Source organism: Moraxella sp. Pampa (assembly GCF_035181385.1).
Taxonomy (GTDB): domain Bacteria; phylum Pseudomonadota; class Gammaproteobacteria; order Pseudomonadales; family Moraxellaceae; genus Moraxella.
Genome location: NZ_JAXCJK010000003.1, coordinates 124,089 through 144,766, shown reverse-complemented (window position 1 = coordinate 144,766; position 20,678 = coordinate 124,089). Strand labels below are relative to the sequence as shown.

14 protein-coding genes are annotated in these 20,678 nt (G+C 41.8%); 4 read left to right on the top strand and 10 right to left on the bottom strand.

Annotated elements, in window-relative coordinates; translation table 11 throughout:
- Window positions 1–91: 91 nt before the first annotated feature.
- Window positions 92–1,279: an acetate kinase gene (locus tag R0123_RS06800; RefSeq protein ID WP_323843522.1), complete on the bottom strand. Its 1,188-nt coding sequence runs from the start codon at window positions 1,277–1,279 to the stop codon at window positions 92–94.
- A 241-nt stretch (window positions 1,280–1,520) separates the two neighbouring features.
- On the opposite strand from R0123_RS06800, the gene lptM reads away from it, so the two are divergent.
- From lptM to R0123_RS06780, 4 genes are all read left to right on the top strand, one after another.
- Window positions 1,521–1,685, top strand: a complete 165-nt coding sequence (gene lptM / locus R0123_RS06795; RefSeq protein WP_323841999.1) for an LPS translocon maturation chaperone LptM — start codon at window positions 1,521–1,523, stop codon at window positions 1,683–1,685.
- A 170-nt stretch (window positions 1,686–1,855) separates the two neighbouring features.
- Entirely contained in the window at window positions 1,856–3,196 is a 1,341-nt protein-coding gene (gene lysA, locus R0123_RS06790; protein ID WP_323843603.1) for a diaminopimelate decarboxylase, read from the top strand.
- Between the two features lie 250 nt (window positions 3,197–3,446).
- Window positions 3,447–4,349: a diaminopimelate epimerase gene (gene dapF, locus R0123_RS06785; RefSeq protein ID WP_323843521.1), complete on the top strand. Its 903-nt coding sequence runs from the start codon at window positions 3,447–3,449 to the stop codon at window positions 4,347–4,349.
- Window positions 4,350–4,422: 73 nt separating this feature from the next.
- Complete coding sequence (locus tag R0123_RS06780; RefSeq protein WP_323843520.1) at window positions 4,423–5,442, top strand: tyrosine recombinase XerC; 1,020 nt, start codon at window positions 4,423–4,425, stop codon at window positions 5,440–5,442.
- Between the two features lie 510 nt (window positions 5,443–5,952).
- Here R0123_RS06780 and R0123_RS06775 read toward each other — a convergent pair.
- The 9 genes from R0123_RS06775 to groL all read right to left on the bottom strand — a co-directional run bounded on the left by R0123_RS06775 (window position 5,953) and on the right by groL (window position 20,617).
- Window positions 5,953–7,986 carry a TonB-dependent receptor domain-containing protein gene (locus R0123_RS06775; RefSeq protein WP_323843519.1) on the bottom strand — a complete coding sequence of 678 codons (2,034 nt, stop codon included), beginning with the start codon at window positions 7,984–7,986 and terminating at the stop codon, window positions 5,953–5,955.
- 302 nt (window positions 7,987–8,288) lie between these two features.
- The gene (locus R0123_RS06770; protein WP_323841994.1) at window positions 8,289–8,546 is read right to left on the bottom strand and encodes a YfhL family 4Fe-4S dicluster ferredoxin; all 258 of its coding nucleotides are present in this window, start codon (window positions 8,544–8,546) and stop codon (window positions 8,289–8,291) included.
- Window positions 8,546–8,920, bottom strand: coding sequence for a DUF4298 domain-containing protein (locus tag R0123_RS06765; RefSeq protein ID WP_323841993.1), 375 nt, complete (start codon window positions 8,918–8,920; stop codon window positions 8,546–8,548). The genes R0123_RS06770 and R0123_RS06765 overlap by 1 nt, the downstream gene beginning before the upstream one ends.
- Window positions 8,921–9,498: 578 nt before the next feature.
- Window positions 9,499–12,249, bottom strand: a complete 2,751-nt coding sequence (locus tag R0123_RS06760) for a prolyl oligopeptidase family serine peptidase (protein WP_323843518.1) — start codon at window positions 12,247–12,249, stop codon at window positions 9,499–9,501.
- Window positions 12,250–12,362: 113 nt separating this feature from the next.
- Window positions 12,363–13,502: a hypothetical protein gene (locus R0123_RS06755; RefSeq protein ID WP_323841991.1), complete on the bottom strand. Its 1,140-nt coding sequence runs from the start codon at window positions 13,500–13,502 to the stop codon at window positions 12,363–12,365.
- 41 nt (window positions 13,503–13,543) lie between these two features.
- The gene (locus R0123_RS06750; protein WP_323843517.1) at window positions 13,544–14,839 is read right to left on the bottom strand and encodes a porin; all 1,296 of its coding nucleotides are present in this window, start codon (window positions 14,837–14,839) and stop codon (window positions 13,544–13,546) included.
- Between the two features lie 464 nt (window positions 14,840–15,303).
- The gene (locus R0123_RS06745; RefSeq protein WP_323843516.1) at window positions 15,304–16,857 is read right to left on the bottom strand and encodes a U32 family peptidase; all 1,554 of its coding nucleotides are present in this window, start codon (window positions 16,855–16,857) and stop codon (window positions 15,304–15,306) included.
- Window positions 16,858–17,024: 167 nt separating this feature from the next.
- Window positions 17,025–18,671 carry a peptide ABC transporter substrate-binding protein gene (locus R0123_RS06740; protein WP_323843515.1) on the bottom strand — a complete coding sequence of 549 codons (1,647 nt, stop codon included), beginning with the start codon at window positions 18,669–18,671 and terminating at the stop codon, window positions 17,025–17,027.
- 311 nt (window positions 18,672–18,982) lie between these two features.
- The gene (gene groL / locus R0123_RS06735) at window positions 18,983–20,617 is read right to left on the bottom strand and encodes a chaperonin GroEL (protein ID WP_416381512.1); all 1,635 of its coding nucleotides are present in this window, start codon (window positions 20,615–20,617) and stop codon (window positions 18,983–18,985) included.
- Window positions 20,618–20,678 lie beyond the last annotated feature (61 nt).

The following is a 20,678-nucleotide window of genomic DNA, read 5'->3' as shown; positions in this document are numbered from 1 at the left end:
TCAGACAGTTTGCCTTTAAGGTCGCTCTGCACAACACAACCAATATCAAGCCAAAAAATGCTCAAGCTTTTATTTTGCTTTTATTTAGGGTCTACAAGCCTAACGCTGCACGAGATTCGCTCATGATTTGGTATTCTTCATCGGTTGGGATTACCCACAGCTCAACTGACGAATCATCAGCGTGGAAGCTACCTTCTGCACCCCGAGACAACTCAGCATTCTTAGCCTCATTGATTTTGATACCAAAATGGCGTAAATGACCAACAATGCTAGCACGCATGACCGCTGCATTCTCACCCACACCTCCTGTAAAGGCAATGCCTGTAAAATCAGGCAAAGCACAGCTTAAACTTGCCAAATATTTAGCCACACGATAAGCAAAAATATCTAGAGCAAGGATTGCATCTTGATTGCCTTCATCGGCAGCCTGCTCAACGGTACGCATATCATTTGATAGCCCAGAGACACCTAAAATACCGCTTTTTTTATTCAATAGCGTGTCAATTTCTTCAATGGACAAACCTAATGTACGATGCAAATGAATGTGCAAGCTTGGGTCTACATCACCTGAGCGAGTACCCATCATCAGACCTTCTAGTGGCGTCAAACCCATTGAAGTGTCAAGGCTCTTGCCGTTATAGATGGCTGTTGCTGAGCAACCATTGCCAAGATGCGCCACCAACCAGCCATGCTGACCATCTTTGCTGGTCAATTCACTGGCACGATTTGATACATAAGCATGTGAAGAGCCGTGAAAACCGTAGCGACGAATACGGTCTTTTTCATAAAGCTCTTTTGGAATGGCGTAACGGAACGCAACATCGGGCATGGTTTGGTGAAACGCTGTATCAAAAATAGCAACCTGTGGCAACCCTGGGAATAGTTCATTAATCGCCTTGATTCCTGCGGCATTAGCAGGGTTATGCAATGGTGCAAGGCTGGCAAGCTCTTCAATATGACTTAACACCTCATCATTAATGATGGTTGCTTTGGTGAATTTATCACCACCATGAACCACACGATGGCCTACTGCCACAGGCTTATGCTCGGCGATAAGCTCACCTAAAATGATTTGAAGTGCTTCTGTATGAGCACCTGAGTTTGGAATATTAATCTCAACCTTAGAGCCATCAAGACCCTTATGTTTAATGCGTGCATCACTATTTCCAAGTGCTTCTGCCAAGCCCTCAATACGAGTTTCACCATCTTCACTGATCAAGGCGTATTTTAATGATGAAGAACCACAGTTTAATACCAGTGTTGGGTTGATTAATGCCATTGTCGTTTCCTATTGCATTACTTGTCTAAATTGGATTGACTGCTAATAAAAATAAATCAGTCTTTTTCTTTAGCATTATAGCAATAAAATCATCAAAAGTCTTTAACCTTTAAGAAATTATCAATTTTTGTCATGTGTTTTTCTTTGATAATCATAAACTTAGCTGTAATTAACGAAAATTTATTGGTATTTTAATAAAATTTAGGTAAAATATTTTTGCAATTTTTAACAAAAAATCACCATGGAAAACACCCTTATTTTAGCCATGCTTTGTGCCTTGTTATCCGCCTGTGGTCAAAAAGGTGCGTTATATTTACCAAATACGCCCACCCCCACAAAGTTAAATTCAAATATTATTGATGAATCCACCTTAGATGCAGTCATCAATAGCCCAAGCAATGGTTGATATTTTTTAAATCAAAAAAGAAATAAGTACAACAGCAACACAATCACACTTTTTTTTAACTTTAACTTTGCTTTAATCACCGCCCAGCCTTTTAATTTAATCATTTAGACCCTAAATTGCCAAAGCTTTTAACTGGCCAAACAATGAGATAAAAACAACGAGATAAGATGATGACTTTTAGTACAGCCAGCCAAAATCACGATGGTGCACTGACCATTAACGCACAAAAATTAACCGACACCCTGCCTTTTATTGATTATCAAAACGGCAAACTTCACATTGACGGTGTGAATACAAACACACTCGCCCAAGTATATGGCACGCCACTTTATGCCTACTCTAAGAATGCCCTACTTGCCAATTACACCGCCTATGTGGAGAGTTTTAGTGCCTTAAACGATGTGCAAATCTGCTATGCAGTTAAAGCCAATGCCAACCTTGCTGTACTGGCTACGCTCGCCCAAGCAGGTGCAGGCTTTGATATCGTATCATCAGGAGAGTTGGCACGAGTGATGAAAGCAGGTGGTGATGTCTCACGCGTGGTGTATTCTGGTGTGGGCAAAAGCCCAGCAGACATACAAAAGGCACTAGAAGCAGGCATTGGGTGTTTTAATGTTGAAGCTCTCAGCGAGCTTGATACCATCAATCAAGTTGCTCAAAATCTAGGAAAAATTGCTCCGATTGCCTTGCGTATCAACCCAGATGTTGATGCCAAAACACACCCATACATCTCAACAGGCATGAAAGACAACAAATTTGGCATCTCTCACGATATGGCAATAACAGCTTATAAATACGCCAAAAGCCTACCAAATCTTAATATTATCGGCATTGACTGCCATATCGGTTCACAGCTCACCGAAGTGAAGCCGTTTATTGATGCACTTGATAAAATGATTGAGCTGATTGATGAGTTGCACACTCATGGCATCAACTTGCAACATCTTGATCTAGGTGGTGGCTTGGGTGTGCGTTATATTGATGAAAATCCTGTCAGTGTGCATGAATTTGCCGAAGCACTGCTACCAAAATTACTTACCCTGCAAGCCAAATACAACATAGGTTTGCATCTAGAACCAGGGCGTAATATTGCCGCTAACGCTGGTGTGCTTTTGACCAAAGTTGATGTGCTAAAACCTACCGAACATAAAAACTTTGCCATCGTTGATGCGTCTATGAGTGAGCTGATTCGCCCTGCTTTGTATGAATCGGTAATGGCAATCATTCCTGCCAATTTGCCATGTGAAAATGAGACAGTCCCAACCGCTCAAACTTGGGATATTGTTGGTGCGGTATGCGAGTCCAGTGACTTTATTGGCAAAGACAGATATTTGTCATTAACTGTTGGCGATTTGCTCACGGTTACAGGAGCTGGGGCATATGGCTTTACCATGGCAAGCAACTATAACACTCGCCCACGCCCAGCAGAAGTCATGACGGACAATGGTACACACCGCTTGGTGCGTATGCGTGAAACCTTAGACGATTTATGGCGTGGTGAAAGTATTTGATTCTAGCAACCAATCAATTTTAAGCCACACCCACAATTGGGTGTGGCTTTGTTAATGTCAGCTTGACCGATGATGGCTTAAAAAGCATTAACAAAATTTTTAGTAAAATTGATTCCATCACTTAAGCTTTGGGCAAATTTATTAGGCAAATCACCCTACATCATGATAAGATAGTCATGAACCCACACGGATGTGATGACCAAAATGCAACCACAAGGATGTTTGTCTCAACTTAGAAAAAGGAACAACAATGCTCATCGAATTTACCAAAATGCACGGACTGGGCAACGATTTTATGGTTATTGACCTAGTTACCCAGCGTATGAACCTAACCACCGATCTTGTGCGTTTACTTGCCAATCGCCATCTTGGGGTAGGCTTTGACCAGTTGCTCATCGTTGAACCGCCAAGCCGTCCTGATGTTGATTTTAAATATCGTATCTTTAATGCCGATGGGCAGGAAGTCAGCCAATGTGGCAATGGTGCTCGCTGTTTTGCATCATTTGTACAGGCTCGCAAATTGTCTTTTAAACAGCGTCTGCGTGTCGAAACAGCCAGTGGCATCATCACATTGGCCATCGACCGCTATGGTTGGGTACAAGTAGACATGGGCAAACCAAAATTCTCCCCAAATGAGATTCCATTTGCCCCACAGTCCATCACCAAAGTGGGCAATTCTTACAGACTGAATGTGGAAGGTACGCCCATTCAACTATATCTTGCCAACATGGGCAACCCGCACGCCGTCATCAAAGTTGATGATGTGTTGACTGCTGATGTTGAACGACTGGGCAAAGCCATTGAAAACCACCCCGCTTTTCCTGAGCGTGTCAATGTTGGCTTCATGCAAGTCATCAATCAGCGTCACATTCGCCTAAGAGTCTACGAACGAGGTGTGGGCGAAACCCAAGCGTGTGGCACAGGCGCGTGTGCAGCTGTGGCTATTGGCGTTCGAGAAGGCTGGCTTGATGAGGGCGTGGATATTCGTGCACAACTTTATGGTGGCAGTCTTGCAATTCGCTGGCAAGATGGTTATTCTGTCATCATGACAGGTCCGACAGCATTCGTTTTTGAAGGTGTATTTAGCCCAGATGGTCTTGCCGCCCAAGCAGGCATCAACCTAACCCCCAATGAATCAGAAAACCACCAATAGCCATTTGGCATTTTTTACATTCAATAAGGCGTAATTTCACGCCTTATTTGGTCATTACAGCCAAACTACAGCCATGCGACTATCCAATTTATTAGCAAAAATCCACCCAAGCGTTGCCAACGACTCACAGCCTCAAACAGAACTACCCAAAAATTGGTCAGATGCACAATCTTGGCTAGACGAACTTTGCTTACAAAACTACTCGCACAACACCATCAGTGCCTATGCCGCCACACTCATGCGACTGATGCTATTCACAGAAAAAGATGTGCGATTACAAGGCGATTATTTAGCATTGGATAAAAAAGATTTGACAAGGTTTATCGGCATTCGCCTAGAAAAAGACAACATTAAGGCGGTCAGTGCTAAACAAGAACTTTCTGCCATTCGCAAGTTTTATGCTCATCTCATCAAATCAGGAAGAACCACACACAATCCCACCTCAGGCTACCGCCTAAAAGCCGAGCCACGCCCACTACCTAAAATTGCTGATGTGGACATGATGGCACAGCTTCTTGACCAGCCCATGCCACAAGATGCTACTAAAGCACGCCTATGGATACGAGACCGTGCAATGTTTGAGCTGATGTACAGTAGTGGCCTAAGACTGTCTGAGCTGGTGGGGCTAAATATTGACGATATTGATTTATCCTCTGGTATGGCAAGAGTACTTGGTAAAGGCAACAAGATGCGTGTTGTCCCCATTGGCAAAAAAGCCATCAGTGCCATCAATATCTATCTGCCACATCGTGAGCTATGGCAAGAAGACACCAAAGCACTATTCATCAGTGAGCGGTACGGCACACGGCTCTCCACCAGAGCCGTGCAACTACGCCTAAATGCCTGTGCCACCAATGCAGGCATTGCCCAAAACCTACACCCTCACCTACTAAGACATTGCTTTGCTTCTCATATGCTCTCATCAAGTGGTGATCTGCGTGCAATCCAAGAGATGCTCGGTCATGCCGATATCAGCACCACCCAAATTTATACTCAGGTTGATTTTAATGCCCTAACTCGTGTCTATGATAAAGCCCACCCCAGAGCAGTAACCCATCTCATCAATAAATCTAAAAAAATAAGTAATCCTTAAGCCATTTTTGAAATGAGTGATATTTTGGTCAAAATGCCAAATTTAGATCGCTGTGAAACCAATCAAAAAACACCTCAACAATAGACACGCCTCACCAACTTCTTTTTTATCAAAATTTACAAAAACACCATCAAAAGCCTTACTACCATTCGGTTTAATTCATTATCCACAAAATCTGTGGATAACTTTGTGGAAAAGAGATGATTTTACCCTCCAATCCTTTATTTCATGGTGTATTGACCGTGCTGTTAATTGTTAAGTATAATTATGCAATTATTTTAATTTTATAATAAAATCAATAACTTATAAAAATATCTTATTTTATATATTGACTTTTTTGCCGATTGCGGAAATGCCATTAAATGTTTCACAAAATCTTCTAGAATTTCATTATACAATTGTGGATAACTTGTAAGAATTCATCAATTTAGCCATAAAAAACCACCTTGCCATGAGACAAGGTGGGTGGAGAAAAATTTAATCCAACAATAAAAATTTGTGAATCAACAATTAGTAAGTGAAGTTCACGCCAACACGATATTCACGACCTGCCGCAGGAACTGCTACGCCAGAACTAGAAAGATGCGGAGTGTAGTATGCGTCAGCGATATTATTAACTGACATATTGACATTCACTTTGTCATCGCCCAAAGGCTTCCAGTTGGCAAAAACATCAGTAGTATTATAGCCAGCACGCAATTTTTCAGGATCATGATTCTTTCTTGGGTCAGTATTAACAACCTTACCTAACCAAGCCGAATCACCTTTTACATCATCAGCACGGCGATGACGCACACCAACTTCTAGGTTTGGCTGAGCGAATCGGTAAGATAGAGCTGCCGTCCAAGTACGACCCAAACGAGAAGCATACTCACGGTTGCTAAAATTCTCTGAGCTGTGGAATTCAGGCTTGCCATCTGCCACACCTACACGAGCAGTCAGACCTTGCCATGTATAGCCAGCATTGAGCTCATACCCTCTGTTTTTAGCATAGCCAACATTTTTCATTTCATCAATATCTGTGCCATTGGCGTGCTTTGTACCATTTTTTGCACTTTTTAACAGATTATCAATTCTCTGCCAGTAATAGCTACCATTGACAAAGGCATTACCTTGATTAAAGTTAAAACCAATCTCAGTATTTTGAGCTTTTTCTGCTTTTAGACCATCTACCACTTTAACAACGGCACGGTATCCATGGGCTGTTAAAGCATCATATAGGCGTGGACTACGAGTGGCATAGCTATGGTTAGCACTCAAACTCAAGCTTGGGGTTACTTGGTAAATAAGACCAATACTTGGATTCAAATTACCGCCCTGAACTCGACCACCTACCATGTCTTTGATGTTAAAGTGATCATAACGAACCCCTGCAGTGGCAGTCAGATCACCAATGTCAGCAATCGCCTCCACATACACGCCTGCGTCTGTTTTTTCTTGATTAACAATGCCAGTCTTGCGTCTGTTTGGGATGATTTCTTGCTGACGGTAGTTAGCACCATATTTAAGCAACACTTCATCATTGATTTGACTATCAAGATTGACGTTAAAACCCTTGGTATCAATGCTAGATTTGCTCGCACCTGCCAACTTGCCTGCATAGCCTGCTTTGCTATCATCGGCAGTATAACGAGAATTTACAATGTGATATGCGTTAGCAGTTGCTTCATTGACCATGCCCAGATTCTTAGCATTCCAGCTAAGGTTGGTATTTTCAGTCTTAACTTCACGATATTGTGGATCTTGGCTATTGGTATCAAAATTAATGAACTCTTCACGAATTGGGCGAGTGCCTTTATTTTCTTGGCGTAAGTGGCTAAGCTCAAAGCGATGATCACCAAAATTTGCCCCCACCTTTGCCAAATAGTTGACCTTATCTAGAGCAGTAAAAGCAATTTTCTCATCTTTGCCTACTTTTTTACCCGCTTTATAATCACCTTGATCAACCTTATTAGCACTTAACAGAAAATCAAAATCACCTACTTTGCCATAGGCGGCGGCATTATAGGAACGCTCATTATTAGAGCTATAACCCGCCCCTGCTTTAAAGCCAAGATTCTGAGCGTCTTTTAATAAATCATTTGCTCCCAAGGTCTTGGCAACGATTGCTCCGTTTGTACCGCCGATACCAGACGATGCTGAACCAGCACCTTTTTGAACAGAAACAATTTTTACCAAAGATGGGTCTAACATATGGCGACCTTGGTGGTAAAGAATTTGGCTGTCAGTATAAGCATCATCAATCTTAACATCTACCGAGTTTTGACCCATACCACGAATAGCAATGTATTGAGAAGTACCATTACCACCACTAAAATCAATAGAAGGCTCACCTTTAAGCAAATCTCTAAGCTCGGTAGCGGTGCTTTCATCTTTTTGTTTTAGATTGACCACATTTGTTTTAACTTTAGAACCCTGACGGTCAACAGTTACTTTAATCTTATTCAACTGAATGGTCGGCAGTTCTTGGGCCATACTTGCATTTGTTGCTAATGCACTAAGTACCGCCACAGTCAATGGCAAATGTCTTAATATTTTTTTCATGTGTTACCCCATGATGTCTATGATTAATGATATGCTAAAACTCTTGACAATTTTGCCATAATCTTAGCATTAAGTAAGAAACTATCAACAATTATATCAAATATAAAATATTTTGCAAACAAAAATTATTATTATTTATATTAATAAACAATTCCCATATGATATAAACAATTAACATACTAACTCAGCCATAGATTTGATTAGGCAAAATACAAAATATGGCAGATTTATATAAAAACTTGTTAGAAAAGATTTTTGGTCATATACCATCAGCTTGGCATGAAAAAACCGCCATAAGCGGTTTACTTTCCCCAAATTCTTTTATACTTTGCCAAAAGCGCATCATCGCTTTCGGTATGCTCAGGGTCTTTGATGATACAGTCTATTGGGCAGACTTTATCACAGGTGGGTGTGTCATAAAAGCCCACGCATTCGGTGCATAAATCAGGCTTTATGACATAGGTTTTTTGCCCTTTTTGGTCATAAAAAATGGCGTCATTGGGGCATTCAGGCTCACAAATATCGCAGTTGATACAGTCGGTTGTGATTTTAAGTGCCATCAGTCTTTTTGGGCTTGCTTGCCTGTTTGGTTATCGGTATCTTGGGCATAAAAACTTGGGTTATCTTTGTCAAGTGCCTTTGTGGCGGTACGCAAAAAATCCCAAAGCAAAACCTGCTGTTCGTGAAAAGCATTCCACAGCGTGTCTTCACTCATCACACTGTACTCGCCAGATGTGATCAAATCCACTTTCAGGCCATTTTCTATTTGTTCGTAAATTTCAATCCAATGCCCATCAAAATAAAACCGCTCCATTTGTTTGATGAGTGCTTGGCTTTCTTTTAGCTCTTGGCAAGCGGTTTCTAGGCGTGTGTGCAGATCTTGCCACTCTTTATAGATGGCTTGGATTTCGTTAATGCGGTTTTGAGGGGTCATGACTACTTATATTTTGTAAAAATTTTTAACCATTATAGCACATCATTCACCACCCGACAAAGCATCATCAAATAAATTGCCGCAGCTATCACAACCAAACAGCCAGCATTGATAAAAATAATTTCATTGGCATTTTAAACTAATGGCCTTTTTGCGTTTTGGGAAATAAATTTCTTGCTTATCAAAACTTTCACATTTTTTTACTTGATTGAAAGTGTCTTGATCATATTTTTGTTATTTTTTAATTACAATCATATCAATAAATTATATAAAGTAAACTAACGACATTCATCAAGCCAAGTTTTATTTGATCTGGTTTTACGATGATGAAAATGATTAAGTGTGGTTTGATGATTGATCTGATCAGCTTTTTTTAAATATCTTTATAGTCTTGGTTTCAATAAAGTCTTGATTGTTGGGTGGGTGCGGTTATTAAGATTCATTCTTTGTGAATATGGGCAATTTTATCATACCCTCAAACTTAAAAATCACAAATTGATCGGTCTTCCACTTTGTCAAGATTCTCAAAACAAAACCGCCATACGATGATGACGGCTTTGATTGAATTGAATCGCAAATTATTTACGATCTCTTTCTTGACGGTTTTTTTGCCATTCGGCTTCGTTTTTGGCCTGTTCTTTGGCTTCTTCGTCCTTTTGAGCTTGTGTTTTTAGCGTCTCAAAATCTGGACGAACATTCTTGGGCACATCGGTCACACCAATCTCTTTTAGAGTAAAGGCGATGGTACGATGCAAACGATCAACCTGACCCTCACGAGTGATTGGGTTGTGACCCTCGCCATGCACAGGGAACATCAGCACAGGGTTATCGCACGATTGATGTTCTTGTAGTGCAGCGGTGAACTTATACGAATGGGCAGGCCACACACGGTCATCACGGGTTGGCACGACCACTAAAGTCGATGGATAGCACACACCTGATTTGACATTTTGGTATGGTGACCAACGCTTGATTGCATCAAATTGCTTTTTTGAACCCCATGACAGACCATACTCTTTCATGAAGTAGTCTTCACGGTCCATGGTGTCGAAGCGGAACATATCAAACACGCCTGCACCCGGAATCGCCGCACGGAATTTCTCAGGATACAAAGTCAACATGACACCTGTCATAAAGCCGCCTTGTGACCAGCCAGACAACGCCAAGTGCTTACTGTCAGCGTAGCCTTGCTCTTTTAGGAAGTCTGCTGCAGCTGCCACATCTTCAAACTGGCGATCACGATTGACTGATTGGGCAGCTTTATGCCAATCACGACCATATTCGCCACCACCACGGATGAACGCCTCAGCATAAACCAAGCCTGCGTCTAGGTAAGATGCGTTGCCATAGCTAAATGCCATGTCTCCCTTCACACCAAAACCGCCGTATGCGTATAGCAAGGTTGGGTTTGTGCCGTCGAGCTTAATGCCTTTTTTATGAGCAATCACCATCGGAATGGCAGTATTGTCTTTTGAGCGATAGAAGACACGCTTGATTTCATAGTCTTCTGCATTAAATTTAGGTGTTGGGAATGGATAGCGTTCATCAATCAGTTGATCTTTTTCTACACTATATTTGTAGCGTTTGATTGGGCTGACGGTATTTGAGTAGTCAAAACGAACATAGCTTTCGTCTGATTCAACATCGCTGCCATCATTGCCTTTTTTGTCTTTATCGTCTTGACCAACCACATAAGCTTTTAGCTTATCAGCAACACCAAGCTCCATAGGGGTCAAGTCTTTGGCTGTCTTACCATCACTACTGATTAACAGAACTTTATCAGATGCATCTTTTGAAAAGCTGACCAAGAAATGACCGCCACTTTCGCTATAATAAGCCGCATTTTTCATGAAGTTATAATCAGCTGGCGTTCTGACAACCACTTGGCGATTTTTTGGTTGTTTTAGGTTAATCTTTAAGATTTCGCCTTTTTCGGTATTTTCCGTTGAGATAAACCATACATCCAGCGTTTTTGGATCAAAATGTACCAACTTAGCAGGCGTTGTATAAGTTGATGCATATGGTTTATTGTGTTTTTGGAAGTAAGCTTCATCATGGATTTGATGAATGTAGCCAGTCTTCATATCAACAATAAAGAAAGTTGAAATTGATATGCCACCACCGATTGCAAGATAGCGATTTTTATCGGTTTCGCTGGCATCATACAAGTCAAATGCAGGTGAATTCGCCTCTTTACCCAGACGCATGTTGACGTCATTCATGTCCAAAACGATGGGATCGTTTTGGCGTTTTACACCAATGTCATGGCGTAGAATTCTTGGGAATTTACGATAAATGAAGCTGTCATCATCATACCAAACAAAACTCTCGGTTTCTGCCTTGAAAATTTCGGCAACAATCTCGCCTGTGGCAATTTTTTTGACATACAGCGTGGTCTCGTCATCATCTGAGCCGCTCAACTGAGTGGCATAAGCGATGTAAGTACCCTCTGGACTAACCACTGGCTTACCCGTATAACCAAACCCACCCAAGCCGTGATAACGAAAATCCTGCTCATCTAAAATGGTGCGTTTTTCGCCGTAAATATCGGTCAGCTCAACACGGATACCTCTTTTAAAATCACGGATCATTTCAATCGTACCAACACCATCAAATTTTTCTTTGCTGGCGACGGTTTCATAATCTAACAATTCGTTTAGGTTGCCTTTGACTTTTTGCCAAATCGGATCTTTAACCAAATAATCTTGCATCATTTGGTCTTGCGTATTGATCCAGTCTGTCAATTCCTCACTGGTTTGCTCTCGTGGTGCATTTTTGATGAAATCTCTGGCACGGTTGTCCAATGGTCCATCAGCAACCATAGTGGAATTCTGACCCATTTTTGCACCGCCCACCGAGCCATTAAAAACACGAGCCTCAGAACGGAACGCTTGACGATCGTTTAATTGGCTATCGCCTATGTCTGCTTCGGTACGAGAACCAAACAAATTGCGATCACGAGATTTGGCATTGTCCTTACCATAGATGGGGTCTGAGTTGTAGTCAGCATCGATATTGCCTACCGCACGCTCCATCCAGCGATAACGGTCGGTCATTATTTCGTGTGTATAATGATCCACGCCATCATCAGGACGAGCGATGGGCGCTGTCTCAGGACGCAACTGTTCGCCAGATAGACCATCTGGACGACCGTATTCGCCGTGCAGATAATGATCCAAGGAGTCTTGATGTATGCGTACCTGTGGGTATTGCCCATTGGTTTTGCTTGGGATTGATGGTGTTACGCTACTTGGCATGCTGGTGCATTGCGTCAAATAAGCACACGACAAGCCAAACGCTACCATTGATGCTAATTTGGTTAATTTCATAATTTTTAATCCATAAAAAATCAGGCAAAGAAAGTGGTCACTGCAATCACCCCTAAAACATTTTTAGGGCAATCACAGTTTTACCAAAAAAAATCACAGTCAACTGTCAGCAATTAGAAGCTCAAACTCACGCCCACACGATATTCTGGGGCTTTTTCTCTGCTGATCAGCTGTCCTTGAATCTTGCCTGTTTTTTCGTGCAAATCATAACGAGCATAGAAACGCACATTTTCACGAGCATAGTAGTCACCACGCACATAGAAACGCTTGGTTTCTTCATCGTCATGAATAAACTCAGTGATGCCAAATGCGTTTTGTGGCAATTCTTGTTTGATCGATTCAATTGGCGTAGAAGTGATGCCACCGACACGCTTGGTTTTTTCAACGCCATAACCAGTTGCCAGCGTTACTTTTGGATTAACAAAGAAACCGATTTTAGCACCAATAATATTAATATCGCCAGTATCGACCAGTGTGTTTTTATCATGTGTCAGCTTTTGTTTACCAAGATCCGCCCCAACGACGATACGGTCGTTTCTGTATTCAAGCGAGCCAGCATAGCCTTCACGCTCGCTTGGCAATACCGTTTTGAACCCTTCGTCCACATTGACTTTATGCTGAGTATAACCACCCGCCACACGAACACTTTGATTGCCTTTAAGAGGGACTAAATAGCTAAATGACGCACCTTTACCTCCGGTACGAGTCAAGCCATCCTCTGCACGAGTATCAATTGTATCGGGTAAGTTGTGGTATGCACTTAGGTGTAAGTTTGGAATTTTGGTGAAATCGCCACGAATTACCGAGATACCGTAATCATCAAGCGTGCTAAAAGTACCTGATCTTAGCACATAGCCAGAGTGTAGATATTGGCGACCGATTGCAATCGAACCAACATTTTTCTTGTCAATTGCCAAGAAAGTGGTGTCTTGGGAACCACCCAATTTGACATTTTTATAACCATAGCCAATGACACCCGTTGCACGGTAGTCTTTACCAAAAGTCTGTGCAGCACGAAATTCAACCCAAGTGTTACCAGAGTCGTTACCAAAACGAGTACGCTCATCGGTTGCTTTTGCTGATGCATTACTGTACACATCTTCAATAAAGTCACCCTTGTTTTGAAGTTGTAGATTGACTTCACCATGAATGTCCAAAGTTGTGCCGTCACCGCTATTATATACATTAAATACAGCATGGGCCGAGCTGGTCGCTATCAGTGCAACACTAAGAGTAAGCAGTTTTAGTTTCATTGTCATGTCCTTAAAAAATAAAATGATGATTTAAAAAATACTTAGAATAAATAAGTCAAGCCAAGACCATATTCCGTATTTTGTCGTTCACTAAACTTACCTTCTGGTGCGAAGTTTTCGATTTTTTCACGCACAAATACGGCCTTGCCAGAGAAGTTGTCGCTGAATTTGTAGTCAGCCTCTAGCTTCACTTGTCGGCTATGCACTTGCTTAAACAAATATTGTTCAAAAATACGGCGTTGTAGATAGTCTTTCAAGCGTTTACTTGAGTCTGGCTTTGGTTTTGGAAAAATCTGTGGCACAGACAATGCCCATTTCTCCACTTCATTGGCATTACTTTTTTGGATGCCGTAGGTGCCAGCAAGCGTCAAGCGTGGTGTTGCTTGATAAGCAACTTTTAGACCCAAGTTATTAATAATCACCGAATCAACAATCGGTGCACCTGGAATCTTACCTTCTTTACGACCCATATCAAGTGCGACCGTCCAGTCTACATAACGATAAGTAATCGAACCGCCATAGTTATGCTCTTTAATCGGTGCTTGGTAAATATTACGACCACCGACATTCGGTATGAGCTGAGCACGATTATGTGCTGGCGAACGCTCAAATGTACTATAACCACCCTCAACTGTCACATAATGATTTGGGGTAATTTTTTGGGTGTAGCTTGCCATTGCACCATAACCGCTATGTGTCATCGCGCTTGGCTTAAGGACATTGTCGGTGGTTGGCAATGAATAAAACGCTTTGGCATTCCAGTTTTTATATCTATCAAAAGTCACGGTTGCACCGTTGATGCCACTGTTGCGGTTTACTGAAGTAAATGGCGAATAAGTGTTGGTCGCTTGTGGGTTGATGGTTACGCCCATACGACCAAATGAAATGTCGCCCAAATCCTCACGGATATACTGCACGCCCCACATTGGTTCTGCAGACAGCAGTTTTCTCTGACTATCTGGAGAAAGAGCAAGACTGCCGACCACATAGTCTTTGTCGTTGATGCGACGATTCACACGCATGATGATCGCATTATCCACGCCCATTTGTGCATTTAGTGATTTTCTCTCAATGCGAGCCTCTTCATCTAGGCTTTCAAAGAAGCTTTGCAGATGCGGTGTATCGCCATCTGGGTCGCCAATCAAATTTGGGTTGCCATAAACATAGTTAAACTCACGATTGTAACCACTCAACTCAGGATTAAGTGAACCACCGATCAAAAAGCCACGCACGCCATCGCTGCCATGAATATTTTCAATCCATGTAGCGGATGCTGTTTGAGTCAGCATCAAGCTACCACCAATGGTAAGTGCAAATGCTAATTTCGTTAATTTCATAAACAAGTAATCCTTAACTTGCAAAACATAAAAAACATGACAAAGTCATGGGGCGGATTTATCAATTTGACTGTGAGGGTGGACATATGCACCATCACAACCTAAGCCTGTCTGATTGACGCAACATTTATAACACATAATGTTACCAAAAACAATCAAAAATATCTAATATATTAATGAATGTTTTTTATACAGTGCCAATCTTTCTGGCATGATGGATTTTGATATTTTATTACATTGAAGTTTTTTGTACGCCAACTAAACCCAAAAACCACCAAAAATCCACATAAAATAAAAGAACAACTTGTCAATACAGTCCACTCCCCCAACCCTGCCTCAATTCCTTAATCCAATTCTAAACCCGTTCAATAGGATACAGCAAATCCACCAATCGCCCCTTACTTCACATCCATAAAAAAGCATTATAGCCAATGCCATAATGCTTTTGATTGCCTTACTAGATTTCAACTAAACATCGGCTCATCAACCTTTTTCATTACAAGAGCAAATTGCAAGACATCAAAACCAAGCTCGGTAAAGGGATTGTCAATTTGGCAAATCCAGCCAGAGCCTAAGGCGGATTCTATGGCATTGCCTTTTTTGTCCCACATTGCCCGCAAAGGATAAATAATATTGCCTTTGGGGGTCATAATTTCAATTTCATCGCCCACCGACAGTTTATTTTTGATTTGCAAAACCAATTTATTGTCTTTTAATTCGGTTACTTCTGCGACAAATTGTTGATGGTCGGTTTTTGATGAACCGTGTTCATAATTTTGATAATCCGAATGAATATGCCGTCTTAAAAAACCTTCGGTATAGCCCCGATTGGCAAGACCGTCCAAAGCACTTATTAAACTTGCGTCAAACTCTTTGCCAGCAAGGGCATCATCAATGGCACGGCGATACACTTGGGCGGTGCGTGCCACATAATAATGCGATTTGGTACGCCCTTCAATTTTGAGTGAATGCACGCCCATTTTAATTAAATCAGGCACCAATTCCACCGCACGCAAATCTTTGGAATTCATAATATAAGTGCCGTGCTCGTCTTCATACATCGCCATCAATTCGCCTTTGCGACCTTGTTCTTCTAATAACACCACTTCATCACTTGGTTTTTGGGCATAATCATCGCCCATTACTCTATCGCCATTTAAATTACGGTTTTGCGTTCGTGGTGAGCTTGTCGAACCATTAAGCGAAACCGACCCTTCGACAAGCTCAGGGTGAACGGTTTGGCTATCATTTAAATTAACATTGTCAATGCTGTTTTTATTGGGATTGGGAATAAAAAGTTCGGCATTGGCGATATTATTTTGTGTATTATTTTGGCTGTCATTTTGCATAACTGGCACAATATCGCCTGTTTCATTCTCCACCGCTTTATAAGTATTATAGCTCCATCGGCAGGCATTGGTGCAAGTGCCTTGATTGGCATCTCGTTTATTGATATAACCTGATAACAAACAACGCCCAGAATACGCCATACACAATGCACCGTGTACAAAGACTTCTATTTGCATATTAGGCACTTCTTTGATAATCTCGCCAATTTCTTTTAAGGACAACTCTCGGCTAACAATCACACGGCTAATGCCCATTTGTTGCCAAAATTTAACGGTTGCCCAGTTTACCGCATTGGCTTGTACCGACAAATGAATTTCTTGATGGGGAAAATGCTCACGCACCATCATAATCATACCAGCGTCCGACATAATCAGTGCATCTGGATTCATATTAATAACAGGCGTAATGTCTTCTATAAAAGTTTTTAATTTGGCATTGTGGGCTTGAATATTGACCACCACATAAAACTTTTTGCCGATTGAGTGGGCATAGTCAATGCCTTTTTTTAAATTGTCTTCATCAAAATCGTTATTACGCACCCGCAAAGAATAGCGTGCTTGCCCTGCATACACAGCGTCCGCTCCATAGGCAAAAGCGTATTGCATATTTTTAAAAGTACCAGCAGGGCAAAGAAGTTCGGTTTGGTTGGTAATTTGTGGATTGGTCATGGCAGTTGGCTTTTTTAAAAGAAAATTGCTTGCATTATAGCAATTTTGCAGACAAAAATCATAGTAAATTTATAAGGCTTATCACATTGCCAGCCACTTTGATTATAAGGGCAAATAAAAAAACAGCCATCTGACGATGACTGTTATTTGCAACTGATGATTTAACATCATTCCGCAATTTGCCAATCCTTAATATACCAGTTCTTAAGAGGATCGTTTGGACTGATGCCTTTTAAGTATGTTTTGATCAGACTTGGACTTACCCCAGTAAACAAAGGCATGATCGCCGCATCTTTTTGTAGCAATCGTTCAGCTTCGACATACGCCTGACGACGACTTTCATCTGTTGCACCGACAGACAATGTAGAGTTCATCAGCCTGTCGTACTCAGGATTGCTATAAAAACTGGTGTTATTACTACTGCCAGTGCGCATCAAGTTCAAGAAAGTCGATGGTTCATTATAATCTGCACACCATGAAGGGAACGAGATCTGAAAGTTGCCCTGATGGCGAGCATCAAGAAACATTTTCCACTCTTGATTGATGACCGAAATTTGTGCGTTTGGCAAATACTGCTTATATAGTGATGAAATCGCTGATGTCAAACGCTTGCCACCTTCACTGGTACTATACAAAATCTCTACTTTGGCAGGGTTTTGCTGACTATATCCAGCTTGTGCCAGCAAATCATTTGCCATCTTGGCACGCTCTTGCATTGGCAGGCTTGCCCAATCTGGCAAAACTTGACTCATGCCTTGAGTGTAATGCGGTGTGAGTTGATAGCTTGACTCCTCACCACGACCCAGCACCTCTTTAGTGATTAAATCTCTGTCCAGTGCCATCGACAAGGCTTTACGCACACGCACATCATCCAGCGGTGCTTTTTTGGTATTGTACTCAAGATAGCTTGTGCACAATGTCGGTGTAACCACCACCTCGTCAGGCAGCTCCGCCTTTAAGTCCTTAAACATCTCAGCAGGCACGCCAGAAAAATCCACCTCACCAGCCTTATAGCGAGACATCGCTGCCTGTGCTGTTACTGGTAAAAATGCCACGCTATTGATTTTGGTATTGGCATCATCAAAATAGCTTTTATTACGCTTTAAGATGATGTGCCCATTAACCTGCCAATCATGTAGCTTATAAGCACCATTGACCACAATATTGGCAGCATCTGTCCATTTATTGCCGTGCTGTTCAATGGCCTGTTTTGGTGTGGCAAATGTCACAGGCAACAGCATCAAATCCGCCAAATAAGGAACAGGGTCTGTGGTCGTGATTTCAAGAGTGTAGTCATCTAGCGCCTTGACACCCAATGTGCTTGGCTGAGCCTTGCCCTCGCTGATTGCTTGTGCATTCACCACTTTGGCATCCACCAGATAAGTACCGTAAGGCGATGCTGTCTTTGGATCGGTCAAACGCTGCAATGCAAAAACAAAGTCATGCGCCGTTACAGGCGAGCCATCAGACCATTTGACATCATTGCGTAGCTTAAAAACCCATACTTTATCATCAGTGCTTTCCCATTCGGTCGCCATGGCAGGGACGGTTTTACCCTCCTTGTCAGAGGCAGTCAAACCCAAAAACATCTGGCGATGAATGGAAAAAGAAGGTATGTCAGAGGCTTTTTGCGGATCCAGTGATTCTGGCTCAACGCCATTGACGATAACGACATCAGCGATTTTGTTGGCAGATTTTACGCTTGACGACTTGGTAGCACCTTTATCAGAGGTAGGAGCTTTATCACCACAAGCAGTGATCAATAAACAACTTGCGGTTAGACTGGCAAATAACAAGGTAGGTTTGAGTTTCATAAATCATCCTTTTTTTGTGAGAAATACCATAATACAAAAGACAGACCATCAATAATTACAATTGGTGTGGCAAATATTGCCATCGCAATTTACCCTAAATTCAGCACAAAGTCTATACCAAATGACAAAAAAATTTTCATAAAATAACAATACTTCACCATCTCAATAAAAATCTCATTAAACAAGTTTTTATCATCAAATTTACCAAGCCAACAAAAATTAACAACACAAATCATGCCATCTGATTACTTTATAAAAAAAATCCCCCAAACTTTGTTGGAGGATTTTTAGATGGCTAGGTTTGACGATAATTACATCATACCGCCCATGCCACCCATACCACCGCCCATTGGCATAGCTGGTTCTTCTTTTGGTAGGTCAGTAATCATCACTTCAGTAGTCAGCATCAGACCTGCTACAGATGCTGCATGCTCTAGGGCAGAACGAGTTACTTTGGCTGGGTCAAGAATGCCCATTTCTAGCATATCGCCATATTCACCAGTCGCTGCATTATAGCCATAATTACCAGAGCCATTTTTAACTTGATTGACGATAACACTTGCCTCATCACCTGCATTGGTAACGATTTGGCGAAGTGGGGCTTCCATCGCACGACGCAGAATATTGATGCCTGCATTTTGATCATCGTTATCACCTGTTAGGCTCTCAAGTGCTGATAAGGCACGCACAAGAGCCACACCACCACCAGGGACAATGCCTTCTTCTACCGCTGCACGAGTGGCGTGCAATGCATCATCTACACGATCTTTTTTCTCTTTCATTTCAGTTTCGGTAGCAGCACCAACTTTAATGACCGCCACACCACCAGACAGCTTAGCAACACGCTCTTGTAGTTTTTCTTTGTCATAATCAGAAGTTGATTCTTCAATCTGACGCTTGATTGCATCTACACGGCTGTCAATTTGTGATTTTTCTCCAGCACCATCAACGATGACGGTGTTTTCTTTGCCAACAGTGATTTTTTTGGCAGTACCTAGGTGCTCTACCGTTGCGGTTTCTAGACTTAGGCCCACTTCTTCAGAAATCACAATACCGCCTGTTAAGATGGCAATGTCTTGTAGCATGGCTTTACGACGGTCGCCAAAACCAGGGGCTTTTACTGCACAAGTTTTTAGACCGCCACGCAAATTGTTCACCACAAGGGTTGCCAATGCTTCATTTTCCACATCTTCTGCAATGATCAGTAGCGGACGGCTGGTCTGCATCACTTGTTCAAGTAGTGGTACAATCTCACGAATGTTTGAGATTTTTTTATCCACCAACAGGATAAATGGATTGTCAAATTCACAAGTCAAACTGTCTTGCTTATTGGCAAAATAAGGGCTGATGTAACCACGATCAAACTGCATACCCTCAACAACTTCCAAAGTATCTTCAAAGCCTGAACCTTCTTCAACGGTAATCACACCTTGTTTGCCAACAGTTTTCATGGCTTCACTGATCAGCTCCCCAATCTTGGTATCAGAATTGGCAGAAATAGAACCAACTTGTGCAATCGCCTTAAAATCATCTGCTGGCGTTGATAGTGCGTGGATTTGCTCAACAGCCGCACGAGTTGCCTTATCAATACCACGCTTTAAATCCATTGGATTCATGCCAGCAGCAACAGTTTTCATGCCTTCGGTCAAGATGGCTTGTGCCAAGACAGTTGCAGTTGTTGTGCCATCACCTGCCACATCGTTGGTCTTAGAAGCCACTTCACGCACAAGCTGTGCACCCATATTTTCAAATTTATCTTCTAGTTCAATCTCTTTGGCAACAGACACACCATCTTTGGTGATGGTTGGTGCACCAAAAGATTTGTCAATCACAACATTGCGACCTTTTGGCCCTAGGGTAACTCTAACAGCATTGGCTAGGACATTTACGCCATCAATCATTTTTTCACGGGCAGATACGCCAAACTTTACATCTTTTGCCATAATAATTTCTCTCTTAATAATAAATCATTGTTTTTGATGAATCATTGTTAAATATTGCTAATCG